Origin of the sequence: Moorella glycerini (assembly GCF_009735625.1) — a bacterium.
In the GTDB taxonomy this organism is placed as follows: domain Bacteria; phylum Bacillota; class DSM-521; order Neomoorellales; family Neomoorellaceae; genus Neomoorella; species Neomoorella glycerini.
In genome coordinates this window covers 711,954-738,596 of the sequence record NZ_CP046244.1, presented here as the reverse complement: position 1 = coordinate 738,596, position 26,643 = coordinate 711,954, and the positions used below count along the sequence as shown (strand labels likewise).

The 26,643-nt window shown below is 55.8% G+C and carries 22 protein-coding genes; 19 read left to right on the top strand and 3 right to left on the bottom strand.

Translation table 11 applies throughout. The annotated features are described in order from the left end of the window. Positions 1-165 precede the first annotated feature (165 nt). Together MGLY_RS03525 and pabB are read right to left on the bottom strand one after the other, a co-directional pair. On the bottom strand, positions 166-1,002 hold the full coding sequence (locus tag MGLY_RS03525) for an aminotransferase class IV (protein ID WP_156271789.1): 837 nt from the start codon (positions 1,000-1,002) through the stop codon (positions 166-168). Between the two features lie 141 nt (positions 1,003-1,143). After that, on the bottom strand, positions 1,144-2,553 hold the full coding sequence (gene pabB, locus MGLY_RS03520) for an aminodeoxychorismate synthase component I (RefSeq protein ID WP_156271787.1): 1,410 nt from the start codon (positions 2,551-2,553) through the stop codon (positions 1,144-1,146). 441 nt (positions 2,554-2,994) lie between these two features. Between pabB and MGLY_RS03515 the strand changes: the two genes are divergently transcribed. From MGLY_RS03515 to MGLY_RS03435, 17 genes are all read left to right on the top strand, one after another. Further along, complete coding sequence (locus tag MGLY_RS03515; protein ID WP_156271785.1) at positions 2,995-4,920, top strand: sigma 54-interacting transcriptional regulator; 1,926 nt, start codon at positions 2,995-2,997, stop codon at positions 4,918-4,920. Between the two features lie 76 nt (positions 4,921-4,996). Beyond that, the gene (locus MGLY_RS03510) at positions 4,997-5,200 is read left to right on the top strand and encodes an FAD-dependent oxidoreductase (RefSeq protein WP_156276157.1); all 204 of its coding nucleotides are present in this window, start codon (positions 4,997-4,999) and stop codon (positions 5,198-5,200) included. Beyond that, entirely contained in the window at positions 5,194-6,306 is a 1,113-nt protein-coding gene (locus MGLY_RS03505; RefSeq protein WP_340674044.1) for an FAD-binding protein, read from the top strand. The genes MGLY_RS03510 and MGLY_RS03505 overlap by 7 nt, the downstream gene beginning before the upstream one ends. 315 nt (positions 6,307-6,621) lie before the next feature. Next, positions 6,622-8,004 carry an MFS transporter gene (locus tag MGLY_RS03500; protein WP_156271781.1) on the top strand — a complete coding sequence of 461 codons (1,383 nt, stop codon included), beginning with the start codon at positions 6,622-6,624 and terminating at the stop codon, positions 8,002-8,004. Positions 8,005-8,319: 315 nt separating this feature from the next. Continuing rightward, the gene (locus MGLY_RS03495; RefSeq protein WP_156271779.1) at positions 8,320-9,483 is read left to right on the top strand and encodes an amidohydrolase family protein; all 1,164 of its coding nucleotides are present in this window, start codon (positions 8,320-8,322) and stop codon (positions 9,481-9,483) included. A gap of 16 nt (positions 9,484-9,499) precedes the next feature. Next, positions 9,500-11,008, top strand: a complete 1,509-nt coding sequence (locus MGLY_RS03490; protein ID WP_156276155.1) for a DUF362 domain-containing protein — start codon at positions 9,500-9,502, stop codon at positions 11,006-11,008. Beyond that, positions 11,008-11,844, top strand: coding sequence for a UPF0280 family protein (locus MGLY_RS03485; RefSeq protein ID WP_156271777.1), 837 nt, complete (start codon positions 11,008-11,010; stop codon positions 11,842-11,844). The genes MGLY_RS03490 and MGLY_RS03485 overlap by 1 nt, the downstream gene beginning before the upstream one ends. 23 nt (positions 11,845-11,867) lie before the next feature. Beyond that, positions 11,868-12,446 (top strand): amino acid synthesis family protein, encoded by a 579-nt coding sequence (locus tag MGLY_RS03480; RefSeq protein ID WP_156271775.1) that lies wholly within the window; start codon positions 11,868-11,870, stop codon positions 12,444-12,446. A 67-nt stretch (positions 12,447-12,513) separates the two neighbouring features. After that, positions 12,514-13,413: an NAD(P)-dependent oxidoreductase gene (locus MGLY_RS03475; protein WP_156271773.1), complete on the top strand. Its 900-nt coding sequence runs from the start codon at positions 12,514-12,516 to the stop codon at positions 13,411-13,413. Then, the gene (locus MGLY_RS03470) at positions 13,397-14,830 is read left to right on the top strand and encodes an L-serine ammonia-lyase, iron-sulfur-dependent, subunit alpha (protein ID WP_211662063.1); all 1,434 of its coding nucleotides are present in this window, start codon (positions 13,397-13,399) and stop codon (positions 14,828-14,830) included. Before MGLY_RS03475 ends, MGLY_RS03470 begins: the two co-directional genes overlap by 17 nt. 25 nt (positions 14,831-14,855) lie before the next feature. Then, the gene (locus MGLY_RS03465) at positions 14,856-16,709 is read left to right on the top strand and encodes a cobalamin-dependent protein (protein WP_156271771.1); all 1,854 of its coding nucleotides are present in this window, start codon (positions 14,856-14,858) and stop codon (positions 16,707-16,709) included. Then, on the top strand, positions 16,702-17,856 hold the full coding sequence (locus MGLY_RS03460) for a 2-methylaconitate cis-trans isomerase PrpF family protein (RefSeq protein WP_156271769.1): 1,155 nt from the start codon (positions 16,702-16,704) through the stop codon (positions 17,854-17,856). The genes MGLY_RS03465 and MGLY_RS03460 overlap by 8 nt, the downstream gene beginning before the upstream one ends. A 13-nt stretch (positions 17,857-17,869) precedes the next feature. Beyond that, positions 17,870-19,306 (top strand): glutamate mutase L, encoded by a 1,437-nt coding sequence (locus MGLY_RS03455; protein WP_156271767.1) that lies wholly within the window; start codon positions 17,870-17,872, stop codon positions 19,304-19,306. 16 nt (positions 19,307-19,322) lie between these two features. Further along, a complete protein-coding gene (locus MGLY_RS03450; RefSeq protein WP_156271765.1) occupies positions 19,323-20,201 on the top strand; it encodes an isocitrate lyase/PEP mutase family protein in 879 nt (292 codons plus the stop codon). Between the two features lie 19 nt (positions 20,202-20,220). After that, entirely contained in the window at positions 20,221-21,486 is a 1,266-nt protein-coding gene (gene leuC / locus MGLY_RS03445) for a 3-isopropylmalate dehydratase large subunit (RefSeq protein ID WP_156271763.1), read from the top strand. After that, positions 21,483-21,983 (top strand): 3-isopropylmalate dehydratase small subunit, encoded by a 501-nt coding sequence (locus MGLY_RS03440; protein ID WP_156271761.1) that lies wholly within the window; start codon positions 21,483-21,485, stop codon positions 21,981-21,983. Before leuC ends, MGLY_RS03440 begins: the two co-directional genes overlap by 4 nt. Position 21,984: 1 nt before the next feature. Next, positions 21,985-23,598, top strand: coding sequence for a methyl-accepting chemotaxis protein (locus tag MGLY_RS03435; protein ID WP_156271759.1), 1,614 nt, complete (start codon positions 21,985-21,987; stop codon positions 23,596-23,598). Between the two features lie 266 nt (positions 23,599-23,864). Here MGLY_RS03435 and MGLY_RS18410 read toward each other — a convergent pair whose 3' ends face one another. Then, complete coding sequence (locus tag MGLY_RS18410; RefSeq protein ID WP_156271757.1) at positions 23,865-24,173, bottom strand: J domain-containing protein; 309 nt, start codon at positions 24,171-24,173, stop codon at positions 23,865-23,867. A 176-nt stretch (positions 24,174-24,349) separates the two neighbouring features. Between MGLY_RS18410 and hpt the strand changes: the two genes are divergently transcribed. Both hpt and guaA read left to right on the top strand, forming a co-directional pair. Beyond that, the gene (gene hpt / locus MGLY_RS03425) at positions 24,350-24,895 is read left to right on the top strand and encodes a hypoxanthine phosphoribosyltransferase (RefSeq protein ID WP_156271755.1); all 546 of its coding nucleotides are present in this window, start codon (positions 24,350-24,352) and stop codon (positions 24,893-24,895) included. A 116-nt stretch (positions 24,896-25,011) separates the two neighbouring features. Then, positions 25,012-26,562 (top strand): glutamine-hydrolyzing GMP synthase, encoded by a 1,551-nt coding sequence (guaA, locus tag MGLY_RS03420; RefSeq protein WP_156271753.1) that lies wholly within the window; start codon positions 25,012-25,014, stop codon positions 26,560-26,562. Positions 26,563-26,643: the final 81 nt, after the last annotated feature.

The window sequence follows — 26,643 nt, the reverse complement described above, 5'->3', positions numbered from 1 at the left end:
CTACATGCTTTTAGGCTTTTAATGTAAGCATAAATGACCTGAGACTTAACTGGGTTTGTAATAGAGAGCCAGGTGCGCTGAAAATCACAAGCTTGGTTCGGGAAGGGGCATGGGAAAACCGGCTTTAGCCATGCGTCCCATGCCTACTTCACCTGGTAGTTGCTGTTAACAACTATGTTTTCTAAATTTTTCCTCACTATACCTGGCCTGGAGCAATGCTGTCACCGGGCCTGGCCGGCCGTTGCCGACGGGCCGGTCGTCCACCCATGTCAGGGGAAGGATCTCCATCAAGCTGTTGGTGAGGAAGGCCTCCCCGGCAGCCAGGAGAGCCTCGGGCTTTAAGGGTTCTTCCTTCACCGCCAGGCCCAGGCCGGCGGCAAGCTTTAGCACCCGGGCCCGGGCCAGGCCGGGCAGGGGGCCGCTGGCCAGGTCGGGAGTATAAAGGGTATCTTGCTGGATAAGAAAGAGGTTGCTGCGGCTGCCTTCGGCCAGGTTACCGTCAAGGTTCAAAAGCAGGGCCTCCCGGGCACCCTTCTTCCGGGCTTCGGCCAGGGCCAGGAGGTTTTCCAGGTAGTTCATGGTCTTGAGGCCGGCCAGGGGAGAGTGCTGGTTGCGGCGAATGGTGACTATGGCAGCCCGGCAGCCCTTGCGGTAATCTTCCAGTGTATAGGGCAGGCCGTTTTCGGCCGTAAACATCAGGTTGTAGCCCTGGCAGCCCTGGAAAAAGTTCAGGCGGCCGCGGCCGGTGGTCACCTGGTTGGCGGCGATGGTAGCCTGCATAGCTGCTGGGAGGCCGGAGGTTTCGGGTACAGGCCAGCCCAGGCGCCGGGCACTGCTGGTAAGACGTTGAAGGTGTTCGGCGAGAAAAAGGGCCCTGCCCTTTTCGATGCGGATTGTTTCAAATAACCCCGCCCCGTACAGGAAACCGGGATCGGCGGGGCTGATTGCCGTTCCTGCCAGGGGCTGGAGAGAGCCGTTAAAGTAGACGATTGCTGCAGGCATGGGTGTATTCCTCCGAAAATAGCTCACCTGCCGGTGAGCTTTTTTCTACTTTCCCTGGTCTTCGCCGGAGCGGCCACAGGCTCGGGCCGTAGGACGGAAAGAACGGCGGCAGTTTCCTTCCGGGCGCCGTTTTCTCCTCTTTCATAATCGCAGGGCCTGGATCAGCCCCCGGGCTTTGTCCAGGGTTTCCTGGTACTCCCGCTCTGGCTCTGATTCTGCCGTGACGGCGCCCCCGACCTGGAAATAGGCCCGGTCGCCGGCCAGGAGAAAGGTGCGGATGACGATATTCCAGTCGGCTTCGCCGTCAAAACCCAGGTAGCCGATGGCGCCGGTATAGACGCTGCGCCTTACCGGCTCCAGTTCTTCGATGATTTCCATGGAACGTACTTTTGGTGCCCCGGTAATGGAACCTCCGGGAAAGGTGGCCCGCCACAAGTCCACCATATCCCTGCCGGGCTGCAGGGTGCCGGTGATGGTGCTTACCAGGTGGAAAACGGTGGCGTATTCTTCCAGGACAAAAAGCTCCGGCACCCGCACCGACCCTACCTGGCAGACCCGGCCCAGGTCGTTCCTTTCCAGGTCGATGATCATCACCAGTTCGGCCCGGTCCTTGGCACTGTTCCATAACTCCTGGCGTAAGGCGGCATCTTCGGCCGGGGTCCGGCCCCGGGGCCGGGTGCCTTTAATGGGCCGCGTTTCTACCTGGCCTTGACTGACCCGTAAAAACCTTTCCGGCGAGGCGCTGGCGATGGTGCCTTCTTTTAAGGGCAGGTAGGCGGCAAAGGGAGCCGGGTTAACCCGCCGCAAGCGCCGGTAAAGCTCCCAGGGTTCTACAGCAAGCTCTGTCTGCAGGCGCTGGGATAAGTTTACTTCAAAAATATCCCCGGCGGCAATATACTCCCTCGCCCTGGTGACGGCCCGGCAATAAGATTCGGGAGTAAAGAGGGAATTAACGGGTATTCTGGTGCCGTTGGCCCCTGCCGGGGGCGGCAGGGGTCTTACCTTTTGCAGGCGCGCAGTTATTTCCTTTATCCGGGCCAGGGCTTCTTTTACGGCAGCAGGACCGGTAGCCGGAAAACCGCTGGCAGCCACGTAGACCCTTTCCTCGTGATGATCGATGGCTACGATGGTACTATAGAAAGCCAGGTAACTTTCCGGGAAGGGCAGGTCATCGGCGGCCCGGGACGGTAGTTTCTCGATATAACGGCCCAGGTCATAGGCCAGGTAGCCGACGATGCCACCGGTGAAAGGAATGGGGTGTTCTCGCCGGGGAAGGTTGTAGCGGGCCAGGAGGGAGCGGATGATTTCCCAGGGATTGCCGGTAAGGGTTTGCACCGGTTGACCGGGCCAGGAGAGCCGGGCCTGGTAGCCCCTGGTCTTGACTACCAGGAAGGGGTCGCTGCCTAAAAAGGAATAGCGGCCCCAGCGGGGGTGAAAAAGGGCGCTTTCCAGCAGGAAGCTGTGTTCCCGGCCGCCGGTGATGGCGGCATAAAGGGCCTCCGGGTCTGGAGGTGCTTTGACTTCGGTTACAATGGGTAATGGCGTAGTCATATCTATCCTGGCCTCCTCTATAAATAAAAAAACCAGCTCTAACCCAGCTGGTCCTCACCCCAAAAGCTCCGAGTCGTCTCATCTATCCTCATCTAACTCGATTCTAGCTGCTAAACTCAACTCCTATTCAGTTGTTACCTTTCTTGGTTATAACATACATCTTGGTTATAACATACATGCCATGGAAGGGCAAGGGGTAAAAGCGAAGGATTGACGTCTGTTTTCCCCCTGACTATAATGTTTTCAGGTGAGATAAAGGTGTTTTACCGAGAACGGGCAATGATGCCCCTGGTTGCCAGTCGAGCATCCAGGGGCTTTTTCGTGCTTGAAAGCGATGTTTTATAGTTTGGTGAAACTAGATTTAGAAAGGAAAAAAGAGATTTCCTGTCGAACTTTAGCCGTAGCGGCATGAGCAACTAAACACCCGGGAGGGAGACAGGTATGTCCCTGAAAGTGGTGGTGGTAAGCTGGGGTCAATTAACAAACGTTGTCCGGGAAATACAAGGACAGGTTGGTGGTGATGTCCAGATTGAACTGGTAGAAGGTTTATTTGACCAGCAGACAACCCTGGAAATGGCCCGCCAGATTGAAGCCAGCGGTGAAGTAGATGTTTTTGTCAGCGGCGGCGGTAACGCCCGCATGCTTCGCGAAAATTTAACAACCCCGGTGGTGGCAGTGACGGTATCCGGTTATGACATGCTGAAAACAATCCTGCAAAGCCGTACCGGCGATGAAACGGTCTATTTTGTCCATTTTAGTGAAATAATTCATGAACTCAATGACTTGAAGGAGGTTTTACCTTTCCCGGTATATCAGGTAGCTCTTAAAACTCTTGCTGAAGGAGAAGCCTTTTTCAACGAAATCAGCCGCCAGGACCGCCCGGTAGTGATAGTTGGGGCCAGCCTGGCCTGGGATCTGGCCCAGCGTCACGGCTTGAAGGCAGTCTATATTTACTCGCCCAAAGCCGTTCTTGAAGCCCTGGAGAGAGCGGTGGAACTGGCCAGGGTGCGGCGCCAGGAAATGGAGAAAACCCAGCGCATCCAGGCCATCCTTGATTTTACCTGCGACGGGATTATCGCCTGCGACCAGGGAGGGATAATAACCGCCTTCAACCCTGCCGCCGAGATGATCACCGGCATCAGCTCCCAGGGAGCCATCGGCCGGCCGGTTCAGGAAGTAGTCCCATCTTTAAAGCTAGAAGAGCTCATTACCAGTGAGCAGGCTGCATTTAACCAGCTGGAAAAAATCAATGATAAGGAAGTCATGGTCAATAAAGTGCCGGTTATCGTCCGGGGCGAACCCAGGGGCGCGGTAGCCACCCTGCACGACATCGTAACGATACAGAAGGCGGAGTACCAGATTCGCCTCAAGGCCCGGCGGGAAGGGCTGGAGGCCAAGACGACCTTTGCAGATATAGTAGGTGAATCCCTGGCCATTAAGAAAACTATTGCCCAGGCCAGGCAATATGCCCGTTCCGAAGCTACGGTCCTCATCATGGGTGAGACCGGCACCGGCAAAGAGCTCTTTGCCCAGGCAATCCACAATGCCAGCCGGAGACAGGGACAGCCCTTTGTGGCCATTAACTGCGCTGCCGTACCTGAAAACCTTCTTGAAAGTGAGCTTTTTGGTTATGAAGAAGGAGCCTTTACCGGGGCCAGGAAAAAAGGCAAGCCAGGACTCTTTGAACTGGCTCACGGGGGTACAATATTCCTGGATGAGATTGGCGACATTTCCCAGGCGATCCAGATTAAATTACTGCGGGTGCTTCAACAGAGGGAAATTATGCGGGTCGGCGGCCAGCATACCATCCCCATTGATGTCCGCGTCATCGCCGCCACGAACCGCGATTTGCTGGCGGCAGTCCGGGAGGGGACCTTCCGGGCCGATTTGTATTATCGCTTGAATGTCCTGCCTCTCTATTTACCGCCCTTGAGGGAACGTAAGGAAGATATTCCGGCTCTGTTAAGGGATATGCTTTTTAAAGCCAACCGCACCCTGGCCCGTTACGCACCGGTAATTGCCCGGGAAATCTTGACCCATTTACCTGCCTACTCATGGCCCGGCAACGTGAGGGAATTGCAAAATATCGCGGAAAGAATTATGGCTCTGACCCTGACGGGCAATCCTGACGAAAAGCAGATTAAAGAAGTGATAGATGTAGTCATTAAGCAGAGTGCTTATGAAGAACCTTTTAGGATTAGACCCCGGGATTTAAGTCCCCGGAAGGGTGATCTCAAAAAAGAGATTATTAACATGGAAAAAGAAGTAATCATGGAAGCCCTTAGGCAGTCCCAGGGAAATAAAACCCGAGCGGCGGAATTGCTGGGGGTAAGCCGTTCGACTCTCTGGCGGAAGTTGAAGGAATAGTGGCTCGGTCTCATCTTTTATTTTGGTACGATTTTTGCAAGTATCATTATTAAAAGGGTTTAATGGGGGTGTTTCAATGTTTAGTCCTACTATTATAACAGATGTTGCTATTATAGGTGGTGGTTTAGCAGGGATGTATGCTGCATTAGCAGCTAAAAAAAGAGGATGTAAAGTTATTATTATATGCAAAGAAAGGGTGGGACGTTCTGGAGCTTCATTGATAGCTCAGACTGTTCATAGGGTAGCTTATTCGACGGAACTCGATTTAGATAGATATTAAACAATATTTTAAGAACCGATATCCAGTTAATGGGAAAAACGATGGCTATAGATTTATTGAGTAATGATGATATTGTATATGGTGTAACTTGTGCAATAGGCAATGAAATTATAAACGTACATGCTAAAGCTGTAATTATGGCTACAGGAGGCCTGGGTAGAATTTACTCTGAAACCACTAATCCAAAAGATATAACTGCCGATGGACTTGCTATGGCTTATAGGGCAGGAGCACAACTTACAGGTATTGAGTTCATTCAATTTTATCCTTATCGTTTAGGGTATCCTAAAATCCTTGATTTAAATCCTGCTATTTTCGATGATGGAGCCATTTTTGTTAATAGGGATGGTAAAAGGTTTATGGAAGCATTCCCGAGGGGTGAACATGAAAACCGAGATATTTTAGCAAGGGAAATGTTTAAGCAAAAAGATGTTTTTTTAGAGCTAAAAGAGATGGACACAAATAGCTTGGTAAGATATCCTGAGCTTTACCGTTTAATTAGAAGAGATAGTAAACAGAAGTTAAAAATGAAAGTAGCGGCACATTTTTCTATGGGTGGAATATTAGCTGATTCTATTGGTAGGACGACTTTACAAGGATTATATGCTTGTGGTGAATGTATGGGTGGGCTTCATGGTACTAATAGATTGGCAGGTTCAGCTTTAGTAGAATGTGCTGTATTTGGTTTTCGTACTGGTAATGCTGCTGCTGAATATGCATTAAAATTTAGTCATAAATTGCCACTTAAAACTCCAGATAGAATCGACTTGCCCTTACTTGGCTTAGATAATACGCAAGAAATTATTTCGAGTTTACGTAAAACAATGTGGCAATATGCAGGCATTATAAGGGAGGCTAAAGGACTAAAAATATGTAAAGAAAAATTATCAAAATTAAGCGATGAATTATCACAAATTAGACCACTATATTACCGCCAATGGTTTGAACTTAAAAATATGCTACAAATCGCAAACCTTATTGTCGAAGCAGCTCTTTTACGTAAAGAAACAAGAGGGAGCCATTATAGAATAGATTTTCCAGATGAGGAACTTTGTGTTCGAAAAAGCATCATTGAAAGGGGAAAAAGCATTATGTTTCAGGAATGATTTATAAATGAAACGTTGTTTGTTTGTTGTTACAAAAGACATATTAATTGTTTATCCATAACAAACCTTTAGATATAGAACTCTTTGTTATTGTTCGAATGGCATAGTTTTTGCTAGCTATATCTAGTTGGGAGGTGGGATTATGCGTTAGGATTAGTTTTTATTTTAGATCCCCAGTAAAATGTAGAGGTAGTATCATAAAAAGCAGAAAAAACTACGAATAAGGATGGGGATTTTCAGATGTTGAAAAAAGTAAGAAAGCAAATGTTAATTGAGAAAGGCAAGAAACATTAAGATTAGAAGGAGGTTAACGTTATGAGTTTAGCTACAGGAGCGTTACCTCAGGACACCGCCAAAAAGGTAGCAGAAATCTCCGCACGTATTGAACGGCTGCCATTATGCTGGTTTCATTACAAGATGCTTCTTATCCATGGTTTTGGGTGGGCCTTTGACGCCTTTGACGTTGGCATCGTAACTTTTGTCGTTACCGCTCTTGCCAAGGACTGGAACCTGACTTCAGGTCAGATCGGGGTAATTTTGAGTGCTGGCCTTGCGGGCATGCTTGTTGGCGCTATTATATCTGGCTATGTCGCGGATATTTTTGGTCGCAAGAAGATATTTCAGATCACCCTATTGATATTCTGTGTATTCTCCCTCCTTTGTGCCTTTGCTCAGAACTATAGCACTATGGTGATATTCAGGTTCTTTACTGGTATGGGGCTGGGGGGCGAGACACCGGTAGTTTCATCGCTTTTTGGTGAGTTTATTCCGGCCAAGCACCGGGGTAAGATTCAAGGGCAGTTGAACACTTTCTGGGCTATCGGTTGGCTGGGCGCAGCTGTTATTTCGTATTTTATTATTCCGAGTTACGGCTGGCGCTTGGCCTTTATCGCCGGTGCGCTGCCAGCTTTCTTTATTTGGATAATCCGGATATGGCTGCCCGAGTCTCCCCGCTGGGCTGCCAACAGGGGCCTGTTAGATAAAGCGGAAGAGCTTATCCGTCAGATTGAGGATGAGGTAAGGAACATCACTAGGCAAGAACTGCCACCGGTAGAAAAAATCGCTCAGCTGCCCGATACAGAAAAAATCTCAGTTGGTGTATTATTCTCGCCCAAGTATATTAAAAGAACCATTATGCTATGGGTGTTATGGTTCTTTGGCATGTTCGGCTATTACGGGTTGTTTTCCTGGCTACCGACGCTGCTGGTTAAATCCGGATACTCTATGGTCAAGTCCTTCTCCTATTTAGTCTTTATGCAGATTGCTTATATTCCTAACCAGGTGTTGAGCGCTTTCTTAATGGATAAGCTTGGCCGTAAATGGCTGCTGTTCACCAACCTCATCCTGTCTGCCTGTAGCGCTATAGCTTACGGTATTGTTTTGAATGGTCAACCCGGGTCTGGCGTCATTATTCTTGTCGGCGTAATAACATCATGGTTTGTATCCGGCGTATGGGGCATCACTTATACTTATACCCCTGAGCTTTTCCCTACCAGGATCAGGGCAACAGGTACCGGCAGCGCCTCCGCGTGTTCGCGCGTTGGTTCCATGCTCGCCCCAATTGTTGTTGGGTATAGCCTTGCGGCAGTGGGTGTGCAGGGGGTATTTGCTATCGTTGGCGCTGCTTTTGCCATTGCAGCTCTTTTTGTCGCTACTATGGGTGTAGAAACCAGGCAGAAGGTGCTGGACGAGGTATAACGCACATCGTTCTACTGGTGTTTGCAAAATAGGACGAAAGCATTAACCAGAAAAGCCACGCGAGGCTGAATTGAGTTTGGGAGAGATGATGATAAGGGAGCAGCCTTCAACACCCAAATGCTGGCTGGTTCGAAGACAATTGAAACTCAATGGTGGATGCGATATATCCTAGCGGAGGAAGCCATTACTCAAAAAGGCTATATCTTTCGCATGGATGTATGTGCCTCTAAATTATCCAAACCTCTTTGAAGAAAATGAACCAACCGGGGCCTGTAAGAGCCGATTAAAAAGCCAAAAGGAGAGGAAAAACGAAAGATGAGTACGGTAGTTATAAAAAACATCGGTACCATTGTCAGCGGTGACATCAACCAACCCCTGCTGGAGGGTAACACCATTCTTATAAAAGACGGCCTGATTGCCGCTGTGGGTGGCGAGGACATCCTCCAGGGAATAAGCCCGGAGGTGACAATCGACGCCGGCGGGATGACCGTGACGCCAGGACTGATTGACTCCCACGTTCACCCGGTCCTGGGGGATTACACGCCCCGGCAAAAAACCTCCGATTATATTTCCGGCTCTTTGCACGGCGGCGTGACCACCATGATTTCGGCCGGTGAATGCCATACCCCGGGACGGCCTAAAGACCCGGCCGGTACCAAAGCCCTGGCTGTTTTAGCCCACAAATCCTTTGCCAACGCCCGGCCGGGAGGAGTAAAAGTCCACGGCGGCGCCCTCATTCTGGAACCGGGTTTGACGGAAGCCGACTTTGCCGAGCTGGCAGCGGCAGGTGTCTGGCTGGTAGGGGAGATCGGCCTGGGCGGCGTCAAGACGGCGGAACAGGCGGCGCCCATGGTGGAGTGGGCTCATAAATACGGCTTTAAAGTAGCCATGCACACCGGCGGCACTTCCATCCCCGGGAGCTCGACGGTCACCGCGGCCCAGGTCATGGCCACCAAACCGGATGTCGTTTCCCACCTCAACGGCGGCCCCACAGCCATCCCGGAGGAAGAGGTAATCAAAATCATCGATGAGACGGATTTTGCGGTGGAAATGGTCCAGTGCGGCAACTTCCGCATCGCCGACCTGATGGCTAAAAGGTTGAAGGAACGCAACGAGCTGCACCGCCTGATCATGGGCAACGATTCACCATCCGGCAGCGGCATTATTCCCCTGGGTATCTTGAGGAATATCGCCTTCCTGGCCTCGGTATCCGGGATACCGGCTGCCGAGGCAGTAGCGGCGGCTACGGGTAATACAGCCCGCGTCTACGGCCTCAACACCGGTATTATCGCTCCGGGGAAAGAAGCCGACCTGGTCCTCATGGACGCTCCCCTTGGTTCGGTGGGAGAGGATGCCCTGGGTGCCCTGGCTGCCGGCGACCTGCCCGGCATAGCCCTGGTCCTGGTTGACGGGGAAATCAAGGCTGAAAAGAGCCGGAACACGCCGCCGGCTACCAGAAAGGTAAGTATTATAAAATAAGCTGGAGGCTTGGATGATGGTCAGGATTGACCTGGAACTATGTAACGGGTGTGGCCTCTGTGCCCGGAATTGCCCCCTGGGGTGTATTACCATTGAAGGGAAAAAGGCTAACATCGGCGCGGGTTGCTCTTCCTGCGGCATTTGCACCCGGGTCTGCAACCGGGGAGCGGCGCAGAAAGAGGCTAAACCCCCGGCCGGGAGTGTCACCTGCAGCCACTGTCCGGTCCAGTGCCAGGTTCAGGAGGGTTTTACCGGCGCCTGCCGCCGTTATACCAATATTAAAGGGCAACTGGTCCGCAACCGGCCCCTGGTAACCAGCGTACCTAAACCCACCCTGCCGCCACCGGAAATAGAATGGCCCTTAATCACGGCCATCGGTGCCGGGACCGAGTATCCCTGCCCGCGCCCGGCACCCTATATCGTCCAGGGCCAGCGGGGCGGCATCGAGGTTGTAACCGTAGTTACGGAAGCTCCTTTAAGTTATAGCGGTATTAAGGTCAAGATCGATACCAACTTTCATATTGGCGAGGAAGGCGCCAGGGTCCGTCGCGACGGCCAGGTAGTGGGCATGGTCGATACCGAGGAATACGGCTCGAAGATGCTCTATATCGGCGGCGCCAATCTCTTAACAGGCAAATCGGGTTTTATGGCCGCGCGGACGATTGTCGACCTGGCCAACGGCCGGCGGGTTGTTTTGAAGGTTGAAAAGGGCAGCACATTAGAACTTCAGGTGGGCCACCGCCCGGTGATCGACGGCCAGGAGGATACCACCATGAGGGTGGGGTGTGGCAGCGCCACCATCGGCCTCTTCGCCTACCACCTGAAAGGTGTGGTGGATGAAGCCATTATCCTCGACCACCATATTATTGGCCTCTTTTCCGAGCACCTGGCCGGCCAGGAGGTGGGGATGACCTACAGTGGCGTCATTCCGGCCGGGCGCAAGAGCACCCGCGGTCGTTATTTCGGCGATCCCGGCAATGGCTGGGGAGGTACGGCCATTACCGATCCCCGCCAGGCCATCAAAGCCGTTGATATGAATATCGCCAGGCCGGGAATGCGCATCCTGGTCACCGAAACCACGGCCCGCAAGGCGGCCCTGTTTGAGGTACAGCCTGACGGGGATGTCCGGGAGATACCCCTTACACCGGAGGTGCGCATGGTAATCGAGCTTATCGCTTCCAACTGCGAGGAAGCCAGGGTCTCGGCCCTGTACGTCGGCGGTACCGGCGGTTCGGCCCGGGCCGGGGTGACTACCTTGCCGGTGGAGCTTACCAGGGCCGTCCACCGGGGTGAAATAAAACTGACCATCGGGGGAGCGCCGGCCATGCTCCTGCCCGGCGGCGGCATCAATTTCATGGTGGATGTGGAAAAGGTGGCTGCCCCGGAGGCCTTTTACTGGGTGCCGACGCCGGCTACGGTGGCTCCGGTGGAATATACCATGTTGAAGAGCACCTATGAACGTATCGGCGGCCACTTACACCGCCTGCGCCCTGTGGAAGAAGTTGTAGCCGGGGTTAGGGATTAATGTTCCAATTGCTGGACCCCTTTCGCGCTCTGCTGGATATAGGCCCGGTGCAGATGAGCGTTATGGCTGAACGCCGGGGGCAGCCTCTGGGACGGGAATGGCACCGGCTGGAAGGACTGGTAACAGGATGGCTGGAGGATTTAAAACGCTACCTGCCCATCGCCCGGAAGCCCTGGCCCCTGCTTACCAATCCCGGAGGCTGGCCGCGGGTCCTGGACAGGATGTATGCCGCCGTTAAAACCGCAGGTGATCCGGATCTTACCCCCATGGCAGCGGTCGCCGGTACCATGGCGGAACTGGTTGGCGATTACCTGGTAAAACAGGGGGCGACCAAAGTCCTGGTCAATAACGGCGGCGATATCGCCATCCGCCTCGGCAGGGGTGAGAAGACCCGGGTCGGCATCGCCCCGCGCCTGGGGGCGCCGCCAACCCATTACCTGGACATCAGGCCGGGGGATCATATCGGCGGCGTGGCCACCAGCGGCCGGGGCGGGCGCAGCTTTACCCTGGGCATTGCCGATGCGGCCGTGGCTGTCGCTTCTTCGGCGGCGGTTGCCGACGCCTGTGCCACCGTCCTGGGAAACGCGGTGAATGTAGATACCCCGTTGATCCAGCGCCGGCCGGCGCGGGAGCTCGATCCGGACACCGATATCCCGGAACTCCTGGTGACCACGGCCGTCGGTCCCCTGCCGGAAGAATTACAAACCGCAGCCCTGGAAAGGGGAATAGAAACAGGGCGGCGATTGGTAGAGGCCGGGGTCCTCCTGGGGGTGGTAGTATACCTCAACGGTTTCATGCGTCAGTACCCGGAGGGCCTGGTCCATCCAATTAAATAAATCGTTATCAGGGGGTATTGCTAATGGAAATCCGCAAACTGGTCACCATTGTTGAAGAAACCTTGATTGAAGGGGAGAAAAGCCTGGCCAAACCGGTTCGCAAGGCAGCGGCTGTTGCCGTGATTAAGAACCCCTTTGCCGGCAGATACCAGGAAGACCTGACGGAATTAATGGATATCGGCGAAGAACTGGGCGGTTTGCTGGGCCAGAGAGCAGTAGCCGCCCTGGGAATTGACCCCAAGGAAGTCGAGAGTTACGGCAAAGCCGCCATTGTCGGCGAGAACGGGGAACTGGAACATGCGGCCGCCATTCTGCATCCCAAACTCGGCAAACCCTTCCGGGCGGCCGTCTTTGAAGGCAAGGCCATCATCCCCTCGGCCAAGAAACGGGGCGGCATGGGCACGCCCATCGACGTCCCCCTGCATTTTAAAAATGCCGCCTTTGTCCGCAGCCACTACGACGCCATGGAAGTGAGGGTTACGGATGCACCCCGGGCTGACGAGATCCTGGTGGCTCTGGTGGTTACCGATGCGGGCCGGCCCTTGCCGCGTATTGGTGGTCTAAAGAAAGAAGAGATCAAGGGTGAAGATGGCTTGAGGTAAGTCTTTAAGCAGGCGGCAGGGAAACCTGCCGCCCCTCGCTAAAGGGGAACGGTGAGGAGGAACGGCAATGCGTGTGGGTTTTATCGGCCTGGGTAACATGGGCCGGCCCATGGCCCTGAACCTGATCAAAAAGGGTCACGAACTGGTAGTTAATGACGTAATCCCGGCAGCCGTCGATGAATTAGTAAAAGCGGGAGCCCGGGCAGGCGCAACACCGGCGGCAGTGGCCGGGCAGGTAGAGGTTTTAATCACCATGCTGCCCAACGCCGCCATTGTTGCCAGCGTCATGACGGGAGAAAACGGTGTCCTGGCCGGTGCGCGGCCGGGACTGGTGGTCGTTGACATGAGCAGTGTCGGTCCCGGTGACAGCCGCAAGATGGCGGCCCTGGCCGCCCAAAAGCAGGTAGCCTACCTGGACGCCCCGGTATCGGGAGGTGTCACGGGAGCCGCGGCTGGTAAACTGACAATCATGGCAGGCGGCTCCAGGGAGGATTTTTTGAAAGTCAAGCCGGTCCTGGAGTGCATGGGTGAGAAAATCTACCACGTCGGCGATGTCGGCGCCGGGGACGCCGTGAAAATAGTCAACAACCTGCTGCTGGGAATTAATATGGCCGCCGTGGCCGAGGCCCTGGTGCTGGGAATTAAAGCAGGCCTGAAACCAGAAGTTATGCTGGAGATTATCGGCAACAGCTCCGGCCAGAGCTACGCCTTCAAGGCCAAGGTCCCCAATTTTATCCTGCCGGGCCGCTTCGAGCCGGGTTTTGCCATCGACCTCCAGGCCAAGGACCTGGACCTGGCCCTGCAGACCGCCAGGGAAAATGATGTCCCCCTGATGCTCGGCAGCCTAGCGCGCCAGGTATTTGCCCTGGCCCGTGCCCGGGGCCTGGGGGGCCAGGATATAGCCGCCGTCATCAAGGTCTGGGAAGAAGCGACGGGAGCGGAGGTACGTTATGATCCGCAGGGATAAAATTCAGGCCCTGGTAGACTGTTTAGCCAGCCGCACACAGCCAACGGCACCCTTGACCCTTGGCGACCTTTTTCACCTGGCGGAGGCATGTACAGCCAGGGTGGGCGAAGCAGTGGTGGCCGAAGCCTGCTTTTGCCAGCACCTTACCCCGGAGGAAGTGCTGGCCAGGATAGAGAAAGCCTTTGACCACAACCTGGAAGCCGTCCGGCTGGGGATGGACCGGGACAGCCAGAGCTTTCTTTTGGGCCGGGTCGGCCATGAGCTAACCCGGCAACCGGGCCAAATTACCGGCGATGCGTTCCTCGACCGGGCCGTTAGCCTTACCCTGGCGGCCCAGGTGGGCAACCACCTGGTGGGCCTGGCCCCCTGCGCCGGAACCGGTGACGCCTGTGTCTTCAGCGGCCTGACGGCGGCCATGTTGGAGGCATACCCGCGGGAAGAGGTATGGCCGGCTGTGGCTGTAATGCTCCGGGTCGGTACTTTTTTCCGGGCCGGCAAGACGACTACCGGATGTAACATGGAGGGTCTGGGCGCCGGCGCCAGCGGTACGGCCGCGGCCCTGGTGGAACTGGCCGGGGGCGGCCCGCGGGAGGTGGAGCGGGCTGTAGTCCTGGCCCTGTCGCCAACCATAAGTGTCCCCTGCACTCCCAGGGTAATGGTCCCGGGCCTGTGCGCCACCCATATCGGCGGCGCGCTGATGCTGGGGCAGCTGGCCGCCGGGCTGGCCCTCAAGACCTCTATACCGGTCAATGTTCCCGTAGATGTAATGCTGGCCCTGGCTGCCAGGGCTCACCAGGTATCAGCGCAATATATAGTGCCGGAAGTTATAAGTTATATGGAAGCCTATTTTAAGAGCGACCCCAGGGTCGACCGCTATATCGAGGAGCAGGTCAAAGAAGAAGAAAAACAAAGGCAGGCTACCATCGCCACCCGGGCCCGGGAGGAAGTCAGCCGGCTGGCCGAGCTGGCCAATCCCGTTACCGAACCCTTTGGCGAGGTAGTAGTGGGCGGTAGCAGCCAGGCCGTCGGTTCTCCCACCAATACCGCCCGGATAGCCCATGCGTTAGCGCAGGGCGAGATTAAAAAAGTGATTATTGAACTCTACCCGGAGCTTTTTGCCCGGCGGGCAATCAACGTGCCCGGCATTCTAATGGGAGCTATCTACGGTTCCAGCACGGCCGACAGCCAGAGCTACCGTCGCGTAATGGAAGAACTCCCCCGGTTGGGTATTGAAGTAGAGATTAAAGAAGCCCGGGAACCGCAGCTCCAGCGGGTGACGCTAGAGACCAGCGCGGGCCGGGTAATGGTTGATGCTCGTAACCGCGGGGGCGGCCGCCTGGCCTTGATTGACGCCGTCCCTTCCCGGGAAGCGGCCCTGGCGGCAGCTCAAAAATTGGGTATTGCTATTGTACCATAAGTAATTACAAACGGGAGCGAAAGCTATGCAAGAAAAAACCCAGAAGATTATTTGCGAAGATATTGATAGAGTGCGGGCCTATGCCAGGATTTTTGACGTTACCATGCCTGACGTAGGCCCCGACGGTTCCGTTAAGGGGCTACCGGCGCCTTATCCACGAGAGGTGGCTGGCGTGGTCCGGGGCGGGCATCGCCTGACCGAACTGGCGCGCCAGGCCGCCCGTACCGGGATACCGGTCCAGAATCCCATCCTGGGACGCAATACCGCGGCCGAGACCATGGAGCAGTCCCGAGACATGTATGCCATTGCCGATCAACTGGGCATCAAGCTCTTCCATTTTGTCCATTCCGAGGCTACTCGCCATATCGATCCCCTGGACGGGGCGGAGTTGATCGAGCAGTCGCGGGGAAAAGGCGGCATTACGCCGAAAGGGGAGCGGGAATTTGTTCAGATGGGCGGGGGCGCCGTTCACCCCATACGCATTAACGCAACCGGTGATACGCCGCACCTATCCATTTTGAATGCCTTTATTGCCGGTTTTGACGGGACGGACATAGGGCCGGTCATCCACGTCCACTTTGGCGGCCGGGGCATCCATGATTATAAAACCAAAGTAAAAAATGGCTTTAAGGCCCTGGAAATTTGCGCTGAAAACAATATCTATGTTCAGATAGAGTCCCACAAGCACCTGAACAATATCGGCGGTACCGACGGTGCCGGCCTGGCCGGCTGCCTCCTGGCGGAAGGCCTGGCCGTCCTGGCCGGTTTACCGCGGGAACTGGCCGCCCTGCAAATGAACGTCGCCGGTATCAACCTCCTGGCCGACCTGGCTGCTATCCGCGCCTTCCGGCGGGTTATGTGGAGCGAAGCCCTTATCGTCGTGCCGGAGACTTTCCAGAACCCGCCCCCGGATTTAATCGCCGAGCAGGGGCACTTCGCCCGGATGGCCATCGCGGCCAGGCTTGGCGGGGCCAATTTCTACCGGCCCAAGGCGGCGGAATCGGTAGGCATCCCTACGGGAAAATCCATGGGTCATGCCATCTGGGCCACCCAGAACATCTTTGAAAACATGGCTTCCATCACCATTAACGACCCGGCCATCGACCGGCGGGAAGAAATCATTTTAACTGAGGCCATGGCCATCCTGGCGGCTACCCTGGGCTTAAAATCCCTGCCCGCACCTGAGGATATAACGGCCGCCTTCTGGCGCCGCTATGAACCGGATGAGCTAATCGAAAAGATAGTAACTGCCGGCAAGCAGGGAATACTGGACGCTCCCCGGGCCGGGGGCTGGGATTTGAAACGGGCCGTCAAAACCCACCGCGACCGGGACGGCATTCGCCGTTACGTGCCCGGCTACGGGCCGGCCATGATCGATCCTAAATATCTTGATTTTACCAGGGAGGAAGTCTCCATTACTCCGGAACCGCCGGTTACGGAAAAAGCTAAAGTTGTCCTGGCTACAGTGGGGGCCGATGCCCACGTTATAGGTATTAACCTGGTCCGGGAGGCTTTCCAGCAGGCCGGCTTTGAAGTGATCTACATGCGGGGCATGAATTTACCGGAGACGGTGGCGGAAGTCGTCGCTGAGAGCAAGGCGCAGGTAGTCGGCGTGAGCAACCTCCTGGGCCTGGGTATCACCCTGTTTCCCCGCCTGGACAAGCGCTTGAAGGAACTGGGATTGAGGGATAAAGTCCTGGTAATAGCCGGCGGGCGGATCGCCGAAAAAGAGGAGGAACACGCAGAACTGGAAGCAAAAATCAAAACTGAAGGACCGGAATTTATCGGCGTGGACGCCTTTTTCGGCCCGGGGACCGATCCCCAGGAACCGGTAGCCTGGGTCCGGGCCCATTTAAAGGAGGTTATGGGTAATGAGTGAGATGCTGCGCGTGCGCTGTGCCATCTTACGCGGGGGGACCAGCAAGGGCATATTTTTACATGAAAATGATTTGCCCCGCGATCGGGTTTTAAGGGACCGGATGATCCTGGCTATTTTCGGCAGTCCTGATGTGCGCCAGATTGACGGCCTGGGCGGGGCCGATCCCCTGACCAGCAAACTGGCTATAATTGGCCCTTCCTCCCGGCCTGACGCCGATATTGATTATACTTTTGGCCAGGTAAGCATCAAGGAGCCTTTGATCGACTACTCCGGTAACTGCGGCAATATCTCGGCGGCTGTAGGTCCCTTTGCCATTGACGAGGGTCTGGTACGCGCCCAGGAACCGGTAACTTACGTCCGCATTCACAATACCAACACCGGTAAAATTATCGTCGCCGAGGTGCCGGTCCAAAACGGTAAAGCCAGGGTAACGGGGGATTATAAAATCGACGGGGTTCCCGGAACGGGTGCGAAAATCATGCTCGACTTTGCCGGGACGGCCGGGGCGGCCACCGGCAGGCTTTTACCGACGGGGCGGCCGGTCGATGTCCTGGATGTCCCCGGTTACGGCCGCCTGGAGGTCTCCCTGGTAGACGCGGCCAATCCCATGGTCTTTGTCCGGGCGAGTGATCTAGGACTTACGGGGACGGAATCTCCGGCCGAGGTTGACAGCCGGCCCGACCTCCTGGGGTTGCTGGAGAAAATCCGCGCCCTGGGGGCCTGCGCCATGGGCCTGGCCGCAACTCCGGAAGACGCCAGCCGGCGCATCCCGGCCTTCCCCATGCTGGCCTTCGTCGCCCCGCCCAGGGATTACCGTTGTTTTACCGACCAGAAATTGATCCGGGCCGAAGACGTTGACTTTGTTTCCCGCCTGATGTTCATGCAGGTAATGCATAAAACCTATGCTGGCACCGGCACCACCTGTACCGGGGCCGCCGCCGCCATTCCCGGGACCATCGTCAATGAAGTTTCCCGCCGCCATGAGGGCGAGATCCGCATCGGCCATCCGGCGGGGGTTATTACCATTGAAGTGGCAGCAGCCGTCCAGGGGAATGAGGTAACCCTTACGCGGGCGGCCGTCGGCCGCACGGCGCGGCGGCTGATGGATGGTTATGTTTATGTGGTCCCGGAAAAAATCCAGGCCTGAGGGATAAGGGGTCATGGAAATAAAAGCCTTTGATGTCGGCAGCACCTTTACCAAGGTTAATGCTTACAGGCTGGAGGTCGGCCGTTTACAATGGCTGGCCCGCGCCCAGGCGCCGACGACGGTCCACGATATCCGCCTGGGGCTGGAGAAGGCCCTGGAAGGTTTACCGGGAGGCCCCAGGTTGCAAGACCTGGCGGGCCAGCAGGTTTTGGCTTCCAGCAGTGCCGCCGGGGGCTTACGAATGGTGGCCATCGGCTATATGCCGCGGGTGACGGCCAAGGCTGCCCTGGAGGTGGCCATGAACGCCGGGGCCAGGGTCCTGGAGGTCCTTTCCGAAGAGGATACCCCGGCCTATCGCCGGGAGGTCCTGCTGGAGATTAAGCCGGACATTGTACTCCTTACCGGGGGCACCGACGGCGGCGATACCGACGCCATGTGGCAGAATGCCCGCCTCCTGGCGGATTTAAAGCTCCCGGCAGTAGTTATTATCGCCGGTAACAGCCAGGCCCAGGCCCGGGCGGCCGAGATTTTGGCAGCCGCCGGGGTCAGGCACCGGCGGGTGGCCAACGTCATGCCCACCATCCACGAACTGCGGGTCCAGCCAGCCAGGGAGGCCATTCACGGGGAGTTTATCCGCCAGATTACCCGGGCGCCGGGACTGCGTTACCTGGAGGGCCTGGTTCCCGGGGGCAAGGTTATCCCTACACCTGGAGCCGTCCTCATGGGGGCTGAACTGCTAGCCCGCGGCTATTATGAAGAAAAAGGGCTGGGGAACCTGGTAGTTATTGACCTGGGCGGGGCGACTACGGATGTCCATTCTGTTATTCCCCAGTTAGAAGGCCTCCCCCTGGAAGAAAGGGGGCTCATCCTGACCAATGAAAAACAGGTGGCCTACCGGACGGTGGAAGGAAACCTGGGCCTGCGGGTCAGCTGCCGGGGTATTGTAGAAACAGTAGGACCGCGCCAGGTTTTACTCCGGGCCAAACTTCCGGTTACCGAAGAGATGGAGCAGGAACTCCTGGCCTATTGCAGCCGGGTGGAAGGCCAGACGGAGACCCTGGCCGGGAATGAAGAAGAGCGTTGTTTTGACCGCGGCCTGGCCGTAGCAGCCGTAGAAACCGCCTTAAAACGCCATGCCGGTTGCCTGAGCCAGGAGTATAACCCGGTGATGGGCATCGCTCCCGGTACGCCCATGGGCCGGGACCTGCGGCCAGTTAAATATATCATTGCGGTGGGGGGTATTTTTACAGCCCTGCCGGAGGAAGAAGCCAGGGCGATTGTGCGGGAGGCCCTGGCCAACCGGGGCATTTCCCTTCTACCTGAAGAACCGGAGATTATCATTGACCGCAACTATTTACTTTATTCCCTGGGCCTCCTGGCATCATGCTACCCCTATGAAACCCTCCGTTTTGCCAAGCAATATTTCGGGTTACACCAAGAAGCATATTGAGGGAGAGGAAGCAACGATGCGACCTACAACTAGGCTACGGCAGCTATTAAACAGAAAACAGATTCTAGTAGCACCAGGTGCCCATGATGTACTGGCGGCTAAAATTATTCAACAGGCGGGCTTTGAGGCCGTCTACTTTACCGGCTACGGCCAGGCAGCCAGCCACCTGGGCCAGCCCGATGTAGGGCTGCTTACCATGACGGAGATGGTAACCAGGCTCCATAATACAGCGGCAGCCGTCGACATTCCGGTTATTGCCGACGCCGATACAGGCTTTGGCAACGCCATTAACACCATGCGTACAGTCCGGGAATATGAGAAGGCCGGGGCGGCGGCCATCCAATTGGAGGACCAGGTTTCACCGAAGAAATGTGGCCATATGCTCGATCGCCAGGTAGTACCCGTGGAAGAAATGGTGAGTAAAATTAAAGCCGCGGTAGCAGCCCGGCGCGACCCCGACCTGGTAATTATCGCCCGGACGGATGCCCGGACCAGCAGGGGCCTGGAAGAGGCCATCGCCAGGGGCAAGGCCTACGAAGCCGCCGGTGCCGACGTGCTCTTCATTGAATCCCCGGAAACTGTGGACGAGATGAAGCAGATCTGTTCTTCTTTTAAAGTCCCGGTCCTGGCTAATATGGTAGAAGGCGGTCGTACCCCGCTCCTGACCGTTAAAGAACTGGAAGAACTGGGCTACAGGTTAGTTATTTTCCCTACCGCATCAGTTTACACAGCCGCCAAAGCCTTAATTGATCTTATGGCTAATTTAAAGGCCAGCGGTACTACCAGGAATTTTTTAGATCAAATGTTACCTTTCAGCGAGTTTAACAAGCTTATCGGCCTTCCGGAAATTAAAGAACTTGAAAAAAAATACGCTACCAATGGCTGTTGTAATTAATTGAGAGAGGGATAACTGTATGGGCATGACCATCACCGAGAAGATCCTGGCCGCTCACGCCGGCCTCGAACATGTCGAGCCGGGCCAGCTCATCAACGCCAAGGTAGACCTGGCCCTGGGGAACGACATCACCGCCCCCCTGGCTATAAAAGAATTCAAGCAGTTGGGGATAAAGAAGGTCTTCGATCCGGAAAGGGTCGTCCTGGTACCCGACCACTTCACCCCGGCCAAGGACATCAAGTCCGCCGAGCAGGCCAAAATTTTACGCGACTTCGCCCGGGAGCAGGGGCTCACCAACTACTTTGAAATCGGCCGCATGGGCATCGAGCACTGCCTGCTGCCGGAGGCGGGCCTGGTTGGCCCCGGGGACCTGGTCATCGGCGCCGACTCCCACACCTGCACCTACGGGGCCCTGGGGGCCTTCGCCACCGGCGTCGGCTCCACGGACCTCGCTGCCGCCATGGCCACCGGCGAGCTGTGGTTTAAAGTACCCGAGACCATCCTCTTCCGCTACCACGGCCGGCTGCAGCCCTGGGTCGGAGGCAAAGACCTCATCCTCTCCACCATCGGCCGGATCGGCGTCGACGGCGCCCGCTACATGGCCATGGAATTCACCGGCGAAGCCATTACCAACCTCTCCATGGACGGCCGCTTCACCATGGCCAACATGGCCATCGAAGCCGGCGGCAAGAACGGCATCTTTGCGGTAGACGCAAAGACCGTAGAATACATCCAGGGCCGCCTCAAACGCGACTACCACATCTACCAGAGCGACCCGGACGCCAGGTATGCCCGGGAGATAGACATCGACGCCGGGAAGATCGAACCCCAGGTGGCCCTGCCCCACCTGCCCGAGAACGCCAGGAGCGTCAAAGAAATAGGTGAGATCAAAATCGACCAGGTAGTCATCGGCAGCTGCACCAACGGCCGCCTGGAGGACCTGCGGGTGGCGGCGCAGATCCTCAAAGGGCAAAAGGTCCATCCGGAAGTAAGGCTCATTATCATTCCCGGCACCCAGAAGATCTACGCCGAGGCTTTGGAAGAAGGGCTGATAGCCACCTTTATAGAAGCCGGAGCCGCCGTCTCCACGCCCACCTGCGGCCCCTGCCTGGGCGGGCACATGGGGATCCTGGCTAAAGGCGAGCGGGCCCTGGCCACCACCAACCGCAACTTCGTGGGCCGCATGGGCCATCCGGAAAGCGAAGTTTATCTTGCCGGCCCGGCCGTAGCCGCCGCCAGCGCCGTTAAAGGGCGCATCGCCGCTCCCGAGGAGGTAATAAAATGATTATCCAGGGCAAGTGCCACACCTTCGGCAACGATATCGACACCGACGCCATTATCCCGGCCCGCTACCTGAATACCTCCGACCCCGAAGAACTCGCCCGCCACTGCATGGAGGATGCCGACCCCACCTTTGCCGGGCGGGTGCAAAAAGGGGAGGTTATCGTGGCCGGGAAAAACTTCGGCTGCGGCAGTTCCCGGGAGCACGCGCCGGTAGCCATCAAGGCCGCCGGGGTGGCGGCGGTCATCGCCGCTTCCTTTGCCCGCATCTTCTACCGCAACGCCATCAACATCGGCCTGCCCATCTTTGAGTCCCCGGCCGCGGCGGCAGGGATAACCGAGGGGGATGAAGTAAAGATCGATGCCGAGAAGGGCGAAATAATCAACCTGACTAAAGGAGAAACCTACCAGGCGGCGCCCTTCCCGCCCTTTATGCAGGAACTCATTGCCGCCGGGGGGTTGATGCCCTACGTGGCCGGGAAGGCTGGAGGGGATTCTTGAGATGGAGAGAAGTATACTTGTGACGACCCTGGCAAGTATTTTCCTATGGTTAAGTATCTTTATTATCAAAGCCCCGTTGAGCCGGGGCTATTTCCCTGTGGTTATTGGTCTTAATCTATTATTTTTTGGCTATCTTTATTATACCTATCACTGCTGGTTTAAAAAGCCGCTTATTGCCCTGAACGAAAGCATCAAGAAAATTTCCAGCGGGCAGCTTGCCTGGGAAGAACCGCCACGGGGAGGCCGGGAAATCCAGGCCCTGGTGACATCCGTCAGAGAACTGGTCTGGCAATACCGCCAGGTTTTAGGCAGGTTTTATGCCGCCGGGGAACAATTAAACCTCTGCGCCACCCAGCTGGCCGGGGGGCTTGACAACATTAAACTGGCTGCCGGTGAAATATCTAAGGCAGTGGAGAGTATGGCCAGCGGCGCCGATAAACAGGCTCAGGCGGCGGGGATTGTTCTTAAAGTTTCAGAGGAAGGCGTGGAACAAGGGCAAAAAACCATCGCCACAGCCAGGGAAGCGGCCCACCTTTTCCGGGACACCAGAACGAGCCTGGATTCGCTGGGCAGTGTTTTACACACCCTCCTTGAACATATCGAGAATACTGCCAGCACCAATCAGCTGGCCAGTGGCAGGATTAAGGAACTGCAGCAGCATGCCCGGCAGATTACGGCGATTATCGAGATTGTGGGTAATATTGCAGCCCAGACAAACCTTTTAGCTTTAAATGCAGCTATTGAAGCGGCCCGGGCCGGGGAACAGGGGCGTGGTTTTGCTGTGGTGGCCGAAGAAGTGCGGAAGCTGGCCGAGAGTTCGGCCCGGGCGGCGGAGGAGATTAACGGGGTAATAACAATTATCGCCCGGGAAATAGAGGCCATCAGCGCCCAGATTGAAGCCGCCAGCAGTGCCGCCGCCCAAAACCTGGCAACCGGCCGGGCGGCCAGGGAATCCCTCGCTGCCACCAGCCAGGCCATGATTGAGGCTGAAAAAGCAATGGATACTATTCTTGCCGCGGCGACTTCCCAGCAGGATCAGGAGAATAAAATCAAGGCTCTAGCCGGTAAGGTGGCCATGATTTCCCAGAATACCGCGGCTGCGGCCGAAGAGTGTGCCGCCGGCATGGAAGAACAATCAGCTTCCCTGGACGAGCTTGCCGGCACCGGTAGGAGGCTGCAGGAGATGGCCGGGCAGTTACAGCAAATTGTTGCTAGTAGCGGTGGCGAAGGTGAACTGGATGAATATACCCGCGGCCGGGTCCGGGAGGCCCTGGCTTATTTGGAGATGGTCGCTGCAGATAAACGAATAGTAACCATGGATATCCGCCGGCATGAGGAGGCACTACTAGAGTATTATAACCGCCACCCTGTTTTTGAAGCTTTGATAAGTGCTGATCGAGAAGGGCAGGTTATATTTAATACCAACACAATCTCCAAAGTTAAAGACTTTTCCTTCCGCACCTGGTTCAGGGAAGCCATTACCGGCAAGCCTTTTGTTTCCAAAGTGTACATATCAGCAATAACCAGCAAATTAATTGTAACGATAGCTGTACCCATCAAGAAACCGGACGGTGAAATTACCGGGACCCTCTGTGGCGGCCTGATGCTTGAATAAAGGCTTTTCCGCCCATAGTCAAGCATCAGTAAAAAAGTCGGGCAACTTAAAAATTATGCCTGGTTGCTTTTCATACAAAAGTTATATAATAACATAATTTTAAATTGCTATCAGGATATTTGAATACCTGGTGTAAAAGATCCCGCTAAAATTACTGTCGCAAGAACTTCCTGCATCCCTGCTGCGGGATTTATTTTTTCTAAAAAAGAAGGTAAAATTTAGGCCGGAAAGTGCCGTCTTGCCATCGCTGGCAAGTTCTCAGTCCTTTAGAAAAACTCCCGGAAATGCTCCATCCACCAGCGAGCGTACCGTTCACCCGGTTCCTCGCTTTCCGGGGTAAGGCCGGCTACCAGCAGGGAGTTGCGCCCGGGGAGTTTATGACGCAAAAGATACTCGTAAGCCTCGGTGACGAGCATAAATTTTTCAATAGTGAGCTTATCATCCGGGTTACAATCGGGGTGGTACTGCCGGGCCAGGCGGCGGTAGGCCTTTTTTATTGCCCGGGCGCCGGCCTCAGGACTAACCCCCAGGACCTGGCGCGCCCTTTTTTCTAATGTACTGATGCTAAGGGACATTGGTGGATCACTCCTTTGGCCGCCAAATTTGGCCAGCCAGAAGGATTTTGCTGTTATACAGCGAAGATAACAAGGTTATGGCAAACTGTCAAGAGGTATATTAATAGAGGCCGGTGGAGGAAAAGCATACTTAACTGCTGTAAACATCGTATTTTATTTCGGGGGAGGAATTATGTTTGCAAGATGATATTGCTGAAGCCCTGGTCAGCGCTGCTGAGATAAAAAAACGGGTTAAAGAAATGGGCGCGGCCATCAGCCGCGATTATGCCGGCAAGGACCTGCTGGTGGTGGGTATCCTCAAAGGGGCGATTATTTTCCTTGCCGACCTGGTGCGGGAGATTACCATTCCCCTACAGCTCGATTTTATGGCCGTTTCCAGTTACGGCGCCGGGACCACCACGTCGGGAGCAGTGCGCATCTTGAAGGACCTGGAAGTGCCGGTGGAAGATAAGCACCTCCTGATTGTGGAGGATATTGTTGATACCGGCCTGACCTTAAAATACCTGCTGGAAAATTTAAAAGCCCGCAAACCTTTAAGTGTGCGCTCCTGCACTATTCTGGACAAGCCCGAGCGGCGGCTGGTGGATGTCCATGTCGATTACAGCGGCTTTTCCATCCCGGATTATTTTGTTGTTGGTTACGGCCTTGATTATGCCCAGAAATACCGCCATTTGCCGGACATCTGCGTTTTAAAACCGGAGGTTTACGCCCGGCAGAAATGAAAGGAGGGTCGCCAGGCCTGCTGCTTGCACGGCAAGAGCTCTATAGTTGGGCGACCTGAATCATAAGGAGCTTCACCATAAAATAAAATAAAGGTTAATTCAGTGAGGTTGGGTAGATGATGCGAGAAAACAAGCAACCTGCGGAAATAGTCCTGGTGCTGGACTTCGGCGGCCAGTACAACCAGTTGATTGCCCGGCGCATCCGCGAGGCCGGGGTTTACTCGGAAATGATCCCCTTTAATACACCCCTACAGGAAATCCTGGCCCGGCAGCCCAAAGGGATTGTCTTTTCCGGCGGGCCGGCCAGCGTTTACAGCCCGGGGGCGCCCCGCATTGACCGGGCCCTATATGAGAGCGGCATTCCCATTTTAGGCATTTGCTATGGCATGCAGCTCATGGCCCACGACCTGGGGGGCCGGGTGGAGGCAGCCGGGGGGCGGGAATACGGCAAAACCGAGCTTGAAGTAACTACTGACGACATCCTTTTTGCCGGGTTACCCCGAACCATGCAGTGCTGGATGAGCCACGGCGACTATATCAGCGCCCCGCCGACGGGTTTCAAGGTAACGGCCCGTTCGGCTTATACGCCGGTGGCAGCCATGAGCGACCCGGGGCGCCGGCTTTATGGCGTCCAGTTTCACCCGGAAGTCAAGCACACGCCCCTGGGCCAGGAAATGCTCTGCCGCTTCCTCTTCCAGGTGTGCGGCTGCCGCGGTGACTGGTCGGTCAGCTCCTTTATAGAAGAGCAGGTAGCGGCTATCCGGGAGCGGGTGGGTGACGGCCGCGTCCTCTGCGCCCTGAGCGGCGGCGTCGATTCTTCCGTGGCGGCGGCCCTGGTGCACCGGGCCGTGAGCGACCGTTTAACCTGCGTCTTTGTCAATCATGGCCTCCTGCGCCTGGGCGAGGCGGAACAGGTGCAGAAGACCTTTGGCCAGGCCCTGCAGGTGAACCTGGTTTATGTCGACGCCAGCGAGCGTTTCCTGGCCAAGCTGGCAGGGGTGACCGACCCGGAAGAGAAGCGCAGGATTATCGGCCACGAGTTTATCCGCGTCTTTGAAGAGGAGGCCAGGAAACTGGGGAAAGTGGATTTCCTGGTCCAGGGCACCCTGTACCCCGATGTGATCGAAAGCGGCACCGCGACGGCGGCCGTTATCAAAAGCCACCATAACGTCGGTGGACTGCCGGAAGACATGGAGCTGGAGCTTATCGAACCGCTGCGGCTTTTATTCAAAGACGAGGTGCGCCGGGTAGGGGAGGAACTTGGCCTGCCTGAGGAGATTGTCTGGCGCCAGCCCTTCCCCGGGCCGGGCCTGGCCATCCGCATCCTGGGTGAAGTCACCCCGGAGAAGCTGGCCATTTTACGCCAGGCGGATGCCATTGTAACCGAAGAGATCCGGCGGGCCGGGCTCTACCGGGAAATCTGGCAGTCCTTTGCCGTGTTGCCCTCCATGAAAAGCGTGGGTGTTATGGGCGACGAGCGCACCTATGCTTACCCCATCGTCGTCCGGGCCGTGACCAGCGACGATGCCATGACAGCCGACTGGGCGCGGCTGCCCTACGATTTGCTGGAGCGTATCTCTTCCCGGATCGTCAACGAGGTGCGCTATGTCAACCGGGTGGTTTACGACATCACCTCCAAGCCGCCGGCGACCATAGAGTGGGAGTAGGTAAAAAATTGCTAAGGCCAGGAGCGGTGAGTTATACTTTATAATGAGGGTTTGGTAAGGGGGGTTATTTATGCTCAGCAA